Source organism: Sphingomonas sp. CCH9-E2, from assembly GCF_001557215.1.
Lineage (GTDB): Bacteria > Pseudomonadota > Alphaproteobacteria > Sphingomonadales > Sphingomonadaceae > Sphingomonas.
On record NZ_LSJM01000123.1, the window covers coordinates 13,093 to 28,434 of the forward strand.

The window sequence follows — 15,342 nt, forward strand, 5'->3', positions numbered from 1 at the left end:
GGCAGCGACTGGACCAGAGGTTTACGCGGGGTGTGGGGCTGGCGGCAACACAATCTTGCTCACCGGCGCAGGAATTTGAAATAATTGTCCGAACGTGTTGAAATAATTGGAAAGGGGCGGACGCCGAAGCGCCCGCCCGTGGTCCATTTACTTCTTCTCTTCGCGTGCCTTGAGGGCTTCGCCGAGAATGTCGCCCAGCGACGCGCCCGAATCGGACGAGCCATACTGTGCAACCGCCTGCTTCTCTTCGGCGATCTGCATCGCCTTGACCGAGAAGGTCGGCTTCTTCGAACGGTCGAGGCCGGTGACCATCGCGTCGAACTTCTGGCCGACCTGGAACCGCTCCGGACGCTGCTCGTCGCGGTCGCGGCCAAGGTCGGTGCGCTTGATGAAGCCGGTGACGCCATCGTCGCCAACCTGCACTTCGAGGCCCGCGTCGCGGACTTCCAGAACGGTGACCGTGACGATCTCGTTCTTGTTGACGCGTGCGCCAGCGCCAGCGGCCGGGGTCGGCACGCCGCCACGCTCAAGCTGCTTCATGCCAAGGCTGATGCGCTCCTTGTCGGGCTCGATCGCCAGCACGACGGCCTTGACCATCTCGCCCTTGCGATGCAGCGCCAGCGCGTCCTCGCCCGAAATGCCCCAGGCGATGTCCGACATGTGGACCATGCCGTCGACGTCGTTGTCCAAGCCGATGAACAGGCCGAATTCGGTGGCGTTCTTGACTTCGCCCTCGACCTCGGTGCCGACCGGATGGGCGGCCGCAAAGGCTTCCCACGGGTTCTGCTGAGCCTGCTTGAGGCCGAGCGAGATGCGGCGCTTTTCCTGATCGACCTCGAGCACGACGACATCGACTTCCTGCGAGGTCGAGACGATCTTGCCCGGATGGACGTTCTTCTTGGTCCAGCTCATCTCCGACACGTGGACCAGGCCCTCGATGCCGGCTTCCAGCTCGACGAACGCGCCGTACTCGGTGATGTTGGTGACGCGGCCCGACAGCTTCGCACCGACCGGATACTTGCTGCCTGCGCCATCCCACGGATCGCTCTCAAGCTGCTTCATGCCCAGGCTGATGCGCTGCGTGTCGCGGTTGATGCGGATGATCTGAACCTTGACGGTGTCGCCGATGTTCAGGACTTCCGACGGGTGGTTGACGCGCTTGTAGCTGAGGTCGGTGACGTGCAGCAGGCCGTCGATGCCGCCCAGGTCGACGAACGCACCGTAATCGGTGATGTTCTTGACGACGCCGTCGATCACCTGACCTTCGGCGAGGCTGAGGATCAGGCCCGAACGCTGCTCGGCGCGGTTCTCTTCCAGCACGGCGCGGCGCGACACGACGATGTTGCCGCGCTTGCGGTCCATCTTCAGGATCTGGAACGGCTGCGGCAGGTCCATCAGCGGCTGAACGTCGCGGACCGGACGGATATCGACCTGCGAACCGGGCAGGAACGCCACGGCGCCCGACAGGTCGACGGTGAAGCCGCCCTTGACGCGGCCGAAGATCACGCCCTCGACGCGGTTGCCCTGGCTGAATTCGAGTTCCAGCGTGTCCCATGCGGCTTCGCGGCGGGCGCGGTCGCGGCTGAGCATCGCTTCGCCGTTCGCATTCTCGACGCGGTCGACATAGACCTGGACTTCGTCGCCGACCTTCAGGTCAGCCTTCTGGCCCGGCGCTGCGAATTCGCGCAGCGGCACGCGGCCTTCGCTCTTGAGGCCCACGTCGATGACGGCGAGGTCGTTTTCGATGCCGGTGACGGTGCCGATGACGACGCGGCCTTCAAAGCTTTCTGCGCCGCCGAGCGTTTGGTCGAGAAGCGCGGCGAAATCGTCGCGCGTGGGGTTTGCCGAAGTGGCCATAAAAGGGTTCAGTCCTAACTATCGTTTTTCCGGCCGGCTGGTTGGGTCCAGCGGTCTTTGAGGCCGAAACGCCGCGGCGGCCGAACGCCGGTCGCGGCATTCGTTGAACGGTCCGGACGAAGGGACTGACGCTCTTTCTGCAAAAGCGAAAACGGCGCTGGGGCAGCAATGCCCCGCGCCTCCCTCCGCAAGCACCGCTCGCAGAACGGGCGCGCCATAGACGGGAACGGCCCGAAAGGCAAGGATCGCTCTGCTTACGCATTGTTTACCGCGCACCTTCATCATGCTGCCCCAATACGACCTGTGGGGGGAGGGTGTATGATAGCGGTAACCGTGCCGTCCGGCGGCGTGCAGGGACGTGTCGTGGCATCGACACCGGGACAATATGAGATTGTCCGCGACGACCATCTCGGCATCATCCGCATCCGCTGCATCGGACTGCGCCTCGGCGACGAGGTCGATCGGTACCTCGCGGTGCTTGGGCCGATCGTGGCCGATATGCGCGCCTGCCATGGCCGCGTCCGCGTGCTCGCCGATCTGCGCAATGCCCCGATCCGCACACAGGAAGCCGCGGACAAGATGCGCGCGGGCAATCTGCGGCTGTATCGCACCGGCGATCGGATCGCGCTGATCGTCGAGTCCAGCCTGCTCAAGATGCAGCTGCGCCGCACGCTGGTCGAATTTCAGAACATCTTCGTCTCACCCAATGCCGCCGAAACCTGGGTGACGGCGGAGGTTTGAGGCTTGCCTCATTCCTCCCCTGAGCTTGTCTCAGGGGAGGGGCACCGCCGCCGCAGGCGGTGGTGGAGGGGCGGCCGCGCAGACGGCCGTAAGCATCTCGGCAAAATTCCGCCCTCTACGGGGCGGCCCCTCCGTCATCGCTTCGCGATGCCACCTCCCCTGCGGGGCAGGGGAGGAATGTTACCCTCAGGCGCTCCACGCCTGGAACGGCAGGTCGAGATCGTCGGCCACGGCCTTGAATGCGATCTTGCCCTGATAGACGTTGAGGCCGTTGGCGAGGTGCGGATCGGCGGCCATCGCCTTCTCCGCGCCCAGATTGGCGAGCTTCATCACGAACGGCAGCGTCGCATTGTTGAGCGCGAAGGTGCTGGTGCGCGCGACCGCGCCGGGCATGTTGGCGACGCAATAGTGGATCACGCCATCGACTTCATAGACCGGGTTCTCATGCGTCGTGGCATGGCTGGTCTCGAAACAGCCGCCCTGATCGATTGCGATGTCGACCAGCACGCTGCCGCGCTTCATCGTCTTGAGCATCTCGCGCGTCACCAGCTTCGGCGCCGCCGCGCCGGGCACCAACACCGCGCCGATCACCAGATGCGCGTTGGCGACAGCCGCCGCGATCGCCGCCTTGCTGGCATAGGCGGTCTTGATCGTGCTGCCGAAATGCATGTCGAGTTCGGCAAGCCGGGCATTGTTGATGTCATAGATGGTTACATCGGCGCGCAGACCCGTCGCCATCTGCGCCGCGTTGATGCCCGACACGCCGCCGCCCAGGATCGCGACCCGCGCCGGAGCCACGCCGGGAACGCCGCCCAGCAGTACGCCGCGGCCGCCCTGTTCCTTTTCGAGGTAATGCGCGCCGACCTGCACCGACATACGGCCCGCGACTTCGCTCATCGGCTTGAGCAGCGGGAGCGAGCGGTCGTGGGCGGTCACCGTTTCATAGGCGATGCAGGTCGCGCCCGACTTCATCAGCCCCTCGGCCTGCGGCTTGTCGGCCGCGAGGTGGAGATAGGTGAACAGCGTGTGGCGCGGTTCGAGCAGCGCGATCTCGCTCGGCTGCGGCTCCTTGACCTTCACGATCATGTCGCTCTGCGCGAACACTTCGGCCGGGGTGGCGACGATGCGCGCACCGGCGGCGATGTAATCGGCGTCGCTGAAATCGATGCCCATGCCGGCATTGGTCTGCACCACCACCTCATGCCCGGCGGCGGTCAGTTCGGCGACAAGCGGCGGGGTGAGGCCCACGCGATATTCGTGGTTCTTGATCTCCTTGGGGACACCGACGCGCATGGACACTCTCCGAACGGGTTTTGTTTCGCATCGGTCGTAGCGCAGGTTGCCGCCGCAAATCCCTGCAAAGTCATGCGCTGGTCAGCGCGTTCACGCACGATTATGCTGCAATTTCTCTCCCGACGGGAAATACGTGCAACATGGACCGAATCGACGGCGCTATCCTGAAGCTGCTCGCACAAAATGCCCGCGCCCCCGTTAACCAGATTGCGGGGGAGGTGGGGCTGTCGCCCTCGGCATGCACGCGGCGGATACAGGCGCTGGAGGCGTCCGGGCATATTCAGGGCTATGCCGCACGGCTCGGCCTGCGGCGGCTCGGCTATAGCGTCACCGCCTTTGTCGACATCACGCTGGGAACCGAAGTGGACGAGGACCTCGCCCGGTTCGAAGCCGCAGTCGCGCAAATCGACGGCATCGTCGAATGCGCGCTGGTGTCGGGCGGATACGACTATCGGCTGAAGGTGCTGTGCCGCGATCTGGACGATTATGAACGGCTGCACCGCGAGAAGATGGGCCGCTTGCCGGGCGTCGTTAAGATCAGTTCCAGCTTCGTCCTCCGCTCGGTCCCGACGCGGAGCGAGGCGGACGCGTTGTTCGCGGGCCCGGCCTGAGGCGGTTGCGGGGCGCGCAGTTGCAGCCCCATGTTGCACATGCTAACGGCCCGCGCTGTTTCAACGGACAGGCATTGGTCTCATGACCCCTCGCTTCCTCGCCACGGCACGCAAGTTCCTCCCGTGAGCGAGCCCAACGGTAGCCCCGCACCGGCGGCCGACTCGACCCCACACGACCAGCATCACACGCATGGCCGCGAGGCCGCGCTGTGGAAGCTTGCGGTCGGCGCGATCGGGATCGTGTTCGGCGACATCGGCACCAGCCCGCTTTATGCGTTCAAGGAGACCTTTGCCGGGCATCACCCCCTCGCGCTGGACCAGGAACACATCATGGGCGTGATCAGCCTGATGTTCTGGTCGATGATGGCGGTGGTGACGCTGAAATATGTCACGATCATCATGCGCGCCGACAATAAGGGCGAGGGCGGGAGCCTGGCGCTGCTCGCGCTGATCAACCGGTCGAGCGGGCAGAAGAAATGGACCGCCGGGATCGTCCTGCTCGGCGTGTTCGCGACGGCGCTCTTCTACGGCGATTCGATGATCACCCCGGCGGTGTCGGTGCTGTCGGCGGTCGAGGGCATCGCGGTCGCCGCGCCGGCCTTTTCGGGCTGGATCCTGCCGATCGCGGTAGGGATCCTGGTGGCGCTGTTCTCGATCCAGCGCACCGGCACGGCGCGTGTCGGTGCCATGTTCGGGCCGATCATGCTCGGTTATTTCGCGGTGATCGCGACGCTCGGCACGCTCAGCGTGACCAAGACGCCCGAAGTGCTGTGGGCGCTGCTGCCCAGCTATGCCGTGCATTTCTTCGTCATCGACGGCTTTGCCGCATTCCTCGCGCTCGGGTCGGTCGTGCTCGCGGTGACCGGTGCCGAGGCGCTCTACGCCGATATGGGGCATTTCGGGCGCAAGCCGATCCGCGTGTCGTGGCTGTGGTTCGTGCTCCCCGCGCTGATGCTCAACTATATGGGGCAGGGCGCATTGCTGATGCGCGATGCCAGCGCGCTGCAGAGCCCCTTCTACATGCTCGCGCCCGAATATCTGCGGCTGCCGCTGGTGGGCATCGCGACGATGGCGGCGATCATCGCGTCGCAGGCGGTGATCACCGGCGCTTTCTCGGTCACGCAGCAGGGCATCCAGCTCGGTTTCATCCCACGCTTGCGCATCAGCCATACCAGCGCCGCGACCGCAGGGCAGATCTATATCCCGCTGATCAACTGGGCGCTGATGATCGCGATCATCCTGCTCGTCCTGACGTTCCAGACCTCGTCCAACCTCACCGCCGCCTATGGCATCGCGGTGACGGGCGCGATGCTGATCGACAATTTCCTGATCGCGGTGGTGCTGTTCAGCCTGTGGAAGTGGAGGAAGCGTTACGCGGTACCGCTGCTCGCGCTCTTCTTCGTCGTCGATCTCGCCTATTTCAGCGCCAATCTGACCAAGGTGCCCGATGGCGGCTGGTTCCCGCTGCTGGCGGGTGTGGTGATCTTCACCCTGCTGACCACCTGGTCCAAGGGCCGCCGCCTGATGGTGGAGCGGATGCGCGAGAGCGCGATGCCGATCAAGGTGTTCATCCAGTCCGCCGCCAGCTCGGCGACGCGGGTGCGCGGCACGGCGGTGTTCATGACCTCGACCCCCGAAGGTGTCCCGCACGCGCTGCTCCACAACCTCAAGCACAACAAGGTGCTGCACGAGCGCGTGGTGCTGCTGACGGTCAAGATCGCCGACCAGCCCTATGTCGATGACAAGGACCGCGTCACGCTCGACGATTTGGGGCAGGGGTTCCATCGCATGAAGATCCTGTACGGCTTCATGCAGGAAGCGGACGTGCCGGCGGCGCTGCAGTCGTGCAGCGCGTGCGGCGGCGCGTTCAACATGATGGACACCAGCTTCTTCCTGTCGCGTCAGACGCTGTTGCCGTCGGAGCATCCGGGCATGCGGATCTGGCGTGAGAAGCTGTTCGCCTGGATGCTGCGCAACGCCGAAAGCGCGATGGAATTCTTCCGCCTGCCCACCAACCGCGTGGTCGAGCTGGGAAGCCAGGTCGAGATTTGAGGGGGGGCAAACCCCATCGTCATCCCGGCCTTGTGCCGGGATCCACCGTGCCGCAAGCGCAAAGCATGAGGCTCGGGCAAAAGGGTCAGACGCGCAGTGGATCCCGGCACAAGGCCGGGGTGACGGATAAGAGGTGAGCGCTTCCGCCCCCGTCATCGTCTCGGCGCTATTCGGGCGGCAGGATCAGGCCGTGTTCGATGCGTTGCGGCGGGAGCATTTTCCGCCCGAGCGCAACGTCCTCCCGGCGCATTTGACGCTGTTCCACCACCTTCCGCCGTCGGCGCTGGACGAGCTCAAACATCGCCTGAACGCTGCCACGCGCGGCGTGCGTGCCCCGGTGGCGCGGGCGGCGGGGCTGATGTCGCTGGGGCGCGGCGTCGCGGTGCGGATCGACTCGCCGGAACTGGCCGCGCTCCGGCGTGACCTGTGCGATGCGTTCGCGGGGATGCTGACGCCCCAGGACGCCGGCGGCTGGCGCCCGCACGTCACCATCCAGAACAAGGTCGCGCCCTCGCTGGCGAAGCTGTTGCTCGACGCGCTGGGCAAGGAATTTCAGCCGCGTACCGTGGAGATCGCCGGGCTCGCCGCCTGGTATTATCGCGGTGGACCATGGGAGCCGATTTCTCGGCACATGTTCGCTTGACCGGGCCGAAATCGCTGCCTATGTGCGCCCCTCTCGCCCGCCCGGTCACGGCGCGGGCCGCCTTGGTAGGGCGGAGTAGCTCAGTTGGTTAGAGCACGGGAATCATAATCCTGGGGTCGGGGGTTCAAGTCCCTCCTCCGCTACCAGGTCCCTGTCCGGAAGCTTCCGCAAGCTTCCGGACATTTCCAAAAAGCGCAGACAAAGCAGAGGGTTGCGGGCGATTCGCGTCCGCATGTGCCCGTTTGAATCCGCATGAAGCCAAATTTGGCAGGGGGTATTTCTGGGGGTATTTTGCGGCCTTCCGGAAAGGAGCGATACCCCCATGCCTCTCACTGAACTCGAAGCGAAGTATGCCAAGCGCCGAGACCGGCCCTACAAGCTGGCTGATGGGGGCGGCCTTTTTCTGTCGGTCCAGCCCAACGGCAGCAAGCTGTGGCGCATGAAATATCGCTACGACGGCAAGGAGAAGCTGCTGTCGTTCGGAGCCTATCCCACGCTCGGAATCGCGGCCGCTCGCGAGAAGCGCGACACAGCAAAGGCGCTACTCGCCGACGGCAAGGACCCCGGCCAAAGCAGAGCCGAGATGAACCCTGAGAAGGGCGAGACCTTCCTTGTGGTCGCCCAGCGATGGCACGCCAATCGGGCTTCAGCGCTCGACCCTGCCCACGCCCAGCGGGTCTGGTCGCGGCTCGAACGGGACGTGTTCCCCGTCATCGGCAGCAAGTTGATGCACGAGATCACGCCGCCCGACGTGCTGGCGATGGTTCGCAAGATCGAGGCGAGGGGAGCGCTCGACATCAGCCGACGCGCCAAGCAGGGTGTAGGGCAGATTTTCCAGTTCGCGATTGCCTGTGGGCTGGCGTCGACGGACCCCACCGCGCATTTGCGCGGTGCGTTGAAGCCGCGGCCGCGGGTCAAGCACATGAGCCGCGTACCCCTCTCCGAGCTGTCGACACTCCTCGGAAAGCTTCGAACCTACGACAAAGAGGGCGAACGGCGATCGGCGACCACGCGCGATGCATTGATGCTCGCACTTCTAACGTGGGTTAGAACCAAGGAACTGCGCTTCGCCGTGAAATCGGAGTTCGAGGATCTCGATGGCAGGGAGCCGCTCTGGCGGATTCCTGGCGAGCGGATGAAGATGGGCCGCGAGCACCTCGTGCCCCTCTCGGTTCAAGCCGCAGAGATTGCCAAACGGGCCATCGCGAGCTCCTCAAGCGAGTTTCTGTTCCCCGGGACGACGTCTGAAAAGCCGATGTCGGAGAACACGATGATCTATGCGCTGTACCGCCTCGGCTATCACAGCCGTCAGACGGTGCATGGATTTCGCGGGCTGGCGAGCACCTGGGCCAACGAGCAGCTGGTGGAATTTGGCGAGCCGGCGATGTGGATCCGAAAGTACCACGAGGACTGGGTGGAGATGCAGCTCGCGCATTCGGAGGAGGACGAGGTGCGCGGAGCCTACAACGCAGCCGAGTATATCGTTCCGCGCCGCCGCATGATGCAGGACTGGGCCGACTTCCTCGGCGGCGAGAAGGAGGTCGGAGGCCCCAAGATTTCCGGGAGGGGCAACGTGGTCGACATCAGAAGCGCCCGGAAGAGAGCAGCTTAAGCCACTGTAGTACCGCGCTCGTAGAAACTGGTGGGGAGTTGATTGGGCGCGGCGCCCGGGAGCGGTGTTGATGCGGCTCCTTGCCGACCCACTGCAGTCATGTGCCGGTCCCGCAGCCTTGTGCCCTTTCCCAGACACTCGTGATCGCGATGGCCAATAGCAGCCGAAGGCTCCCAACCGCGCCAAGCGCGTCATTTCGAATATTGCGGAAATGACTTGACCCCGATCGCGCTGCGTATCATTTCGATATAAATCGAATCGAGAGGTGCGCATGGACTCAACATCGGCAGTCTCCGCCTTGGGCGCGCTGGCACAGGAGCATCGCCTGGCATTGTTCCGGCTGCTCGTTCAGGCGGGAGAGGATGGAATGCCGGCCGGTGGGATCGCCGAGGCGCTGGGCGTCCCTAACTCCTCGCTCTCGTTCCACCTCGCTCAACTGAAGAAGGCCGGCCTGGTGTGGCAGGAGAGGCGGCATCGGTCCATCATCTACCGAGCCGACTACGCGGCGATGAACGATCTGGTCGGCTACCTCACGGAGAATTGCTGCGCTGGTGCCGACTGCGGCGCCGCTACTGGCTGCGCGGTCGAAACCAGCCCAGCTCAACCCGAAAGGAAGTCCGCATGAAGCGCCTGCATGTCCATGTTGGAGTCGAGGACCTCGACGCCTCCATCCGATTCTACTCCACCCTATTCGCGGCAGAGCCCACCGTCACCAAGGCGGACTATGCCAAGTGGATGCTGGAGGACCCTCGGGTCAATTTCGCGATTTCCAGCGGCCAGCACGCGGGAAAGGGAATCGAGCATCTCGGCATCCAGGTCGAAAGCCCGGACGAGCTGGCCGAGGTCTATGGCCGGCTCAAAGCGGCCGACCGCCCGGTTCTCGAGGAGGGCGCGACCACCTGCTGCTATGCGAAGTCGGAGAAGAGCTGGATCGCCGATCCGCAGGGCGTCGTTTGGGAAACCTTCCACACCACCGGCGAGGCGGTCGATTACGGACGGGGCCCGGGGCTTGACCGACTGGTGTCGGCGAATGCCGCCGCCGAGGCCTGCTGTGCGCCCGAGCTCCCGTCGGCGGCGATCAAGTGCTGTGGGTAAGGCGGCGATGACCGGCACACCCCGCACCGTCCTGTTCCTTTGCACCGGCAACTCGGCACGCTCGATCCTCGCCGAATCGCTGCTCAACCACATGGGAGAGGGACGCTTCCGCGCCTTTTCGGCGGGCAGCCAACCGAAGGGCGAGCCGCATCCGATGGCGCTCGAGGTGCTGCGCGCCACCGGCCTGCCGGCCGAAGGCCTCCGCTCGAAAAGCTGGCAGGAGTTCGCCGGCCCGGACGCCGAACCGATCGACCTCGTCATCACGGTCTGCGACAACGCTGCCGGCGAGACGTGTCCGGTCTGGCCCGGCCGGCCGATCGCCGCGCACTGGGGCATCGAGGATCCGGCCGCCGTCGAGGGCGAAGGCCAGCGCAGGGCGTTCGAGCGCGCGCTCGGCTACCTCCGCAACCGCATATCGCTGCTGCTCGCCCTGCCGGACGACGGCATCGATGCGCTTGCACTCAAGGCTATCGGCAGGGCCGAAGGGGCGACGCCATCGGCGAGGCAGGACGCCTGACATGAGCGAAGCCTTGCCAGCGGCCCCGGCGGCGCGTCCGGCCATGACCAGTTTCGAGCGATATCTGTCGCTGTGGGTGGCCCTCTGCATCGTCGTGGGCATCGCGCTCGGTGCGTTGGTGCCGGAGGTCTTCGCCGCTGTGGCCGAGGCCGAGGTCGCACGAGTCAACCTGCCCGTCGCGGTGCTCGTCTGGCTGATGATCATCCCGATGCTACTAAAGATCGACTTCGGTGCATTGGGGCAGGTGCGCCAGCATATACGCGGAGTGGGCGTCACCCTGTTCATCAACTGGGCGGTGAAGCCTTTCTCGATGGCGTTGCTCGGCACCCTGTTCGTCGGGTGGCTGTTCCGGCCCCTGCTTCCAGCCGACCAGATCGAAAGCTACATCGCGGGCCTGATCCTGCTCGCAGCCGCCCCCTGCACGGCCATGGTGTTCGTCTGGTCGAATCTCTGCGAAGGCGAACCCCATTATACGCTGAGCCAGGTGGCGCTGAACGACCTCATCATGGTCTTCGCTTTCGCCCCGCTGGTCGGTCTCCTTCTCGGCGTGGCCTCGATCACGGTGCCCTGGGACACACTGCTGCTGTCGGTCCTGCTCTATATCGTCGTGCCGGTGATCGTGGCACAAATCATCCGCCGCCAGCGCCTTGCCAGCGGCGGCCAGCCGGCACTTGACGCCTTGCTGCACCGCCTCGGCCCGGTGTCGCTCGTGGCGCTTCTCACCACGCTAGTGCTTCTGTTCGGTTTCCAGGGAGAGGCAATCCTCGCGCAGCCGCTCGTCATTGCGCTGCTGGCCGTGCCGATCGTGATCCAGGTCTATTTCAACGCCAGCCTAGCTTATTGGCTGAGCCGTCGCCTCGGTGTCGCCTGGTGCGTGGCGGCGCCCGCCGCGCTGATCGGCGCCAGCAACTTCTTCGAGCTTGCCGTCGCAGCAGCCATCAGCCTGTTCGGCCTGCAGTCCGGCGCAGCCTTGGCCACCGTCGTCGGCGTGCTGGTGGAAGTCCCGGTAATGCTGTCCGTCGTTGCGATCGTGAAGCGCACGCGCGGCTGGTACGAACGTCGGGATTCTGTCGTATCGGCCTGACAGCAGAATGGCTCTCGGCCAAGTTGGTCATCAAGTAACCACGACGCCGGTACTTTTCGAACAGTCCTCGCTCGTGTCTCCGCCGGCCTTGCGTCGTCACGACACGTTACGGGCGCGCCGCGCTCGTTCCGCGGCTCCGATCCAATCCGCCTTCAGGCGATCCAACCCGGCGACCGCTCCTTCGATTATTACCCGGCGTCCGATGTACCGAGTGGCGTCGACATCGGTGTTGATGATCCAGAGTTCATCGCCTGTCGTGAGGACCAGGCCGCGCGGTCCGCGGCCCAACATTCCGGACACGCGCTTTCGAGTACCGCTCACGTTCGATCCCAATCAAGGCCGCCAACGAGCAAGGACATTCCGGACATACCCCGGCGTCTCGCCATTGCGCGGAATGCCCTTTGCCCGCTCCACTGCCCCGGGCCCGGCATTGTAAGCGGCCAGTGCGAGATGGACCACGCCGAACCTGTCGAGCATCTGCCTCAGATACCTGGCCGCACCGGATAGATTGGCGAGCGGGTCGAAGCGATTGGCAACGCCCAGTTCCTTCGCCGTGCCCGGCATCAGTTGGCCGAGACCGGCAGCGCCTGCCTTGCTGACTGCAAACGGATTGTAGCGGGATTCCGTCCAGATCAGCGCGTCGAGCAATCCCGCGGGAAGGCCGAATTGCGCTTCGGCAGCATAGACATGCGGAAGATACGCTGCCCGGCGAAACCCGTTGGGGCCCGCCGGCAGGCGCGCCTGTCCCTCGTGGCGCGGCCCGGCGCCCTGAGAGCCGAAGGCGCCCGGACCCGGCGCGGACGCTGGAGCCGGGTTGACCTGCGGGGCTTTCCAGACGCCATGCTCGACGAGCTGAAAGCCGTCCGCCGTCTCGGCCAGGCGATAGCCATTGCGCTCCTCGGGCGAGGGACTGCTGCTTTCTGTAGTTGTCTGGGCATGGACCGGCGCAGCCAGCACCAGCCACCCTGCGATGAATGCAATCCGCGGGAACATCTCTCGATTCCTCATCTGGTCGAATCGAGAGAGAACATATAGAGAACAACGGTTGTAGGAAAACGCATTGGCGCCGGCGCGGAGAGGAGGCTGCGCTGGGAGGCATGCAGAATGGAGAAACCATGCCCCAAATCCATCAATCAGAGCGTCTCGAGCGCCGCGCGCGGGAGATCGTCGACAGCCTTGGCGGAACATGGCGTCGGGGTCGCGGGATGTGCCGCTGCCCGGCGCACGACGATCGGACCCCATCGCTGAGCGTCAGCCTCGGCCGGCGCGCCATCTTGTTCCACTGCTTTGCGGGCTGCTCGAACGATGAGATCATCGCAGAACTAGGCCGCCGGGGCGTCCACGCACGCGAACTGTTCGACGGTTCGGGCGAGCCGCTGCCGGAGGCGCCCCGCAAGGAAGCAGCCGACCGTAACGCCTGCCGGCTCTGGCGCGGCGCCGATGCACTCAGTGGAAGCCCGGCCGAGGCATACCTGCTGAAGCGCGGGCTGACGCAGCTTCCATCCGACCTGCGCTTTCATTCCAAGACACCGCTGGGTCCGCGCGGCGCGGTCCGATTCCTGCCGGCGATGCTGGCGGCTGTCCGCACGGACCTTGGCGTCATTGCTGTTCACCGCACATTCCTCGACGAGCGGACGGGCCGCCTGGCCGGCTTCGACCGGCCCAAGCGGGCGCTCGGAAGCCTGCAGCACGGTGCGGTGCGCCTAGCGATGCCGCGGGGTGGGCGCCTTGGCTTGGCCGAGGGCATCGAGACGGCGCTCTCCGCGATGCAGCTGTTCGGCGTACCCTGCTGGGCAACGCTGGGAAACGAGCGCTTCGGTCTCGCGACGATCCCCGAGAGCGTGCGCGAGCTTCACCTCTTCGTCGACAACGATGCAGGCGGTGACCTTGCCGAAGAGCGGGCGCGCGAAGCCTACGCCGCCACCGACCGGCATATCGTCGCCATGCGGCCCACCAACCTCGACGAGGACTGGAACGATGTCCTGATGACCAGTGCACGGGCCGCCAGCTGATCGGGTTAGAGAGGAGGGCGCCTTGGCCTCCGCGAGGCCAGGACATCGTGATCGGCCTCGTCAGGAGGTCCCATGTCACGCTCATCCCCCGTCTTAGCCTTTCCCGATTGCAGCGAGCCGCCGGTCTTGTCCGCGGCTCGTGAGCTTGCTGCGCTCATCGAGGCGGAGGAAACCGTCACCCGCGAGCGGCTGAATTCCGTGCTCGGCCGTCAATTCGGCGGCAGCGATGCCGATGGCCGCTGGTCGGTGCGCGATGCCCATGCGGCGCTCGAGCTCGCCCAGGTGCTGTGGTTGCAGGGCAGCGCCGGGCTGACGGCCGCTTCGCCAGCCGCCACGGCTGGCGCAGCATTCGCCCGGCTCGAGGCACTCCTGCCGAGCCAGACCGTGCGCAGCGAGGAGCAGATCGAGCTGCAGCAATTCGCGACGCCGCCACGCCTTGCCTGGCTTGTCGCGCGTGCCTGCGCGCTCGGCGAGGGCGAGACCGTCCTTGAGCCATCGGCCGGGACCGGCATGCTGGCAATCTGGGCGGCAAGAGCGGGCGCGCGCCTGATCCTCAACGAGATATCGCCGCTGCGCCGCGACTGCCTCGGCATCCTGTTCCCCAAGGCCATGGTGAGCGGCCACGACGGCGAGCTCATCGACGAGCTGCTCGACGCGCGACAGGTGCCGAGCGCGGTCCTTGTCAACCCGCCCTATTCGCAGGGCATCGAGCGCGGGCACGATGGGCATACCGGCGCCCGCCATCTGCGCTCGGCCTGGAACCGGCTCGCCGCGGGCGGGCGAATGGCCGCGATCATGCCCGAGTGGTTCGACGTGGATCGGTTCCTGGGTGCCGTTGGAGGACCAGCCACGCTGCGCCTCAACGTCGCGGTGGAGCGCGGCTTCGCGCGGCATGGCACCTCGATCACCACGCGCCTGCTGGTGCTAGACAAGGTCGAAGACCGGGCGGAGCCGGTCGTGGCTCGCACCCGCGATTTCGGTGCGCTGGGCGAGTTCGTCGATGCGATCCCGGCACGCCCCTCGGCGATCTCGCCGCTGCCGCCCGCCACGTCATCGCGCCCTGTGCCGGTCCGGCTCATGAGTCTGACGGCCCGGCCGCGTCCGGTACCGCCCAGGCAAGCGGCGCCTGCAGAACCTAGCGAACCGTGCGCGTACCAGGCGCTCGATGTGCCGGCTCCCCTCGCCGAGCAGGTCGGGCATTACCTGCCCTACCGTCCGAGCCGCATCGCCATTCCGGGCGCAGCCGAGCATCCGACGCCGCTGGTGGAATCGGTCGCCATGGGCTCGATCACCGCGCCGATCCCGACCGAAGTTCCGCAGCTTCCGGCGGGGACTATTGCGCGCGGCCTGCTCTCGGCTGCCCAGGCCGAGACGCTGATCTATGCGGTGAGCGCCCACGCACGTGACCTGCCCGGCCGCTTTGTCCCGCAGGACAAGGGCTGCTCGTTGGCACCGAGCGTTGAAGGCGCCGTCTACCGCATGGGCTATTTCCTCGGTGACGGCACCGGGGCCGGCAAGGGGCGCCAGGTCGCCAGCGTGATCCTCGATCGGTGGCTTCGTGGCGAGCGGCGCCACATCTGGATCTCGAAGAACGAGGCGCTGCTCGAGGACGCGCGCCGCGACTGGTCGGCGCTCGGCGGGCTACCCATCGACATCCAGCCGCTCGGACAGTGGAAGCTCGGCCAGCCGGTGACGATGCGCGAAGGCATCCTGTTCGTCACCTACCCGACACTTCGGTCCGGCAGGACCGATGCCAGCCGTCTCGACCAGATTGGTCTGCCCCCACCGAGTGGACCGATTGGTTTGTTAGTGCATTAAGCTCATC

15 protein-coding genes and 1 tRNA gene are annotated in these 15,342 nt (G+C 65.7%); 12 read left to right on the top strand and 4 right to left on the bottom strand.

All coding sequences use genetic code 11. The annotated features are described in order from the left end of the window. Window positions 1-147: 147 nt before the first annotated feature. Window positions 148-1,857 carry a 30S ribosomal protein S1 gene (gene rpsA / locus AX681_RS06625; protein ID WP_066658612.1) on the bottom strand — a complete coding sequence of 570 codons (1,710 nt, stop codon included), beginning with the start codon at window positions 1,855-1,857 and terminating at the stop codon, window positions 148-150. Between the two features lie 318 nt (window positions 1,858-2,175). Between rpsA and AX681_RS06630 the strand changes: the two genes are divergently transcribed. After that, window positions 2,176-2,598 (top strand): hypothetical protein, encoded by a 423-nt coding sequence (locus AX681_RS06630; protein WP_066658609.1) that lies wholly within the window; start codon window positions 2,176-2,178, stop codon window positions 2,596-2,598. Window positions 2,599-2,784: 186 nt separating this feature from the next. On the opposite strand, the gene ald is transcribed toward AX681_RS06630, so the two are convergent. Continuing rightward, a complete protein-coding gene (ald, locus tag AX681_RS06635) occupies window positions 2,785-3,891 on the bottom strand; it encodes an alanine dehydrogenase (protein ID WP_066658606.1) in 1,107 nt (368 codons plus the stop codon). Window positions 3,892-4,031: 140 nt separating this feature from the next. Between ald and AX681_RS06640 the strand changes: the two genes are divergently transcribed. The 9 genes from AX681_RS06640 to arsB all read left to right on the top strand — a co-directional run bounded on the left by AX681_RS06640 (window position 4,032) and on the right by arsB (window position 11,505). Next, window positions 4,032-4,502 carry an Lrp/AsnC family transcriptional regulator gene (locus tag AX681_RS06640; protein ID WP_066658603.1) on the top strand — a complete coding sequence of 157 codons (471 nt, stop codon included), beginning with the start codon at window positions 4,032-4,034 and terminating at the stop codon, window positions 4,500-4,502. 123 nt (window positions 4,503-4,625) lie between these two features. Beyond that, a complete protein-coding gene (locus tag AX681_RS06645; RefSeq protein ID WP_066658600.1) occupies window positions 4,626-6,554 on the top strand; it encodes a potassium transporter Kup in 1,929 nt (642 codons plus the stop codon). Window positions 6,555-6,687: 133 nt separating this feature from the next. Then, the gene (locus tag AX681_RS06650; RefSeq protein ID WP_066658592.1) at window positions 6,688-7,197 is read left to right on the top strand and encodes a 2'-5' RNA ligase family protein; all 510 of its coding nucleotides are present in this window, start codon (window positions 6,688-6,690) and stop codon (window positions 7,195-7,197) included. Between the two features lie 69 nt (window positions 7,198-7,266). After that, window positions 7,267-7,343 (top strand) — tRNA-Met (locus AX681_RS06655). A gap of 176 nt (window positions 7,344-7,519) precedes the next feature. Next, window positions 7,520-8,809, top strand: a complete 1,290-nt coding sequence (locus AX681_RS06660; RefSeq protein ID WP_066658580.1) for a tyrosine-type recombinase/integrase — start codon at window positions 7,520-7,522, stop codon at window positions 8,807-8,809. 271 nt (window positions 8,810-9,080) lie between these two features. Beyond that, window positions 9,081-9,434, top strand: coding sequence for an ArsR/SmtB family transcription factor (locus AX681_RS06665; RefSeq protein WP_066658578.1), 354 nt, complete (start codon window positions 9,081-9,083; stop codon window positions 9,432-9,434). Beyond that, entirely contained in the window at window positions 9,431-9,904 is a 474-nt protein-coding gene (locus AX681_RS06670; protein WP_066658575.1) for an ArsI/CadI family heavy metal resistance metalloenzyme, read from the top strand. The genes AX681_RS06665 and AX681_RS06670 overlap by 4 nt, the downstream gene beginning before the upstream one ends. A gap of 7 nt (window positions 9,905-9,911) precedes the next feature. After that, window positions 9,912-10,421: an arsenate reductase ArsC gene (locus AX681_RS06675; RefSeq protein ID WP_066658564.1), complete on the top strand. Its 510-nt coding sequence runs from the start codon at window positions 9,912-9,914 to the stop codon at window positions 10,419-10,421. Between the two features lies 1 nt (window position 10,422). Next, window positions 10,423-11,505, top strand: a complete 1,083-nt coding sequence (gene arsB / locus AX681_RS06680) for an ACR3 family arsenite efflux transporter (protein WP_066658562.1) — start codon at window positions 10,423-10,425, stop codon at window positions 11,503-11,505. A gap of 96 nt (window positions 11,506-11,601) precedes the next feature. Here arsB and AX681_RS22795 read toward each other — a convergent pair whose 3' ends face one another. Together AX681_RS22795 and AX681_RS06690 are read right to left on the bottom strand one after the other, a co-directional pair. After that, window positions 11,602-11,796, bottom strand: coding sequence for a DUF5818 domain-containing protein (locus AX681_RS22795; protein WP_066658560.1), 195 nt, complete (start codon window positions 11,794-11,796; stop codon window positions 11,602-11,604). 42 nt (window positions 11,797-11,838) lie between these two features. Continuing rightward, window positions 11,839-12,498, bottom strand: a complete 660-nt coding sequence (locus AX681_RS06690) for a lytic transglycosylase domain-containing protein (protein WP_066658557.1) — start codon at window positions 12,496-12,498, stop codon at window positions 11,839-11,841. A gap of 122 nt (window positions 12,499-12,620) precedes the next feature. Between AX681_RS06690 and AX681_RS06695 the strand changes: the two genes are divergently transcribed. Beyond that, entirely contained in the window at window positions 12,621-13,517 is an 897-nt protein-coding gene (locus AX681_RS06695) for a DUF7146 domain-containing protein (RefSeq protein WP_066658631.1), read from the top strand. 72 nt (window positions 13,518-13,589) lie between these two features. Then, window positions 13,590-15,335: a strawberry notch-like NTP hydrolase domain-containing protein gene (locus AX681_RS06700; protein ID WP_082737896.1), complete on the top strand. Its 1,746-nt coding sequence runs from the start codon at window positions 13,590-13,592 to the stop codon at window positions 15,333-15,335. Window positions 15,336-15,342 lie beyond the last annotated feature (7 nt).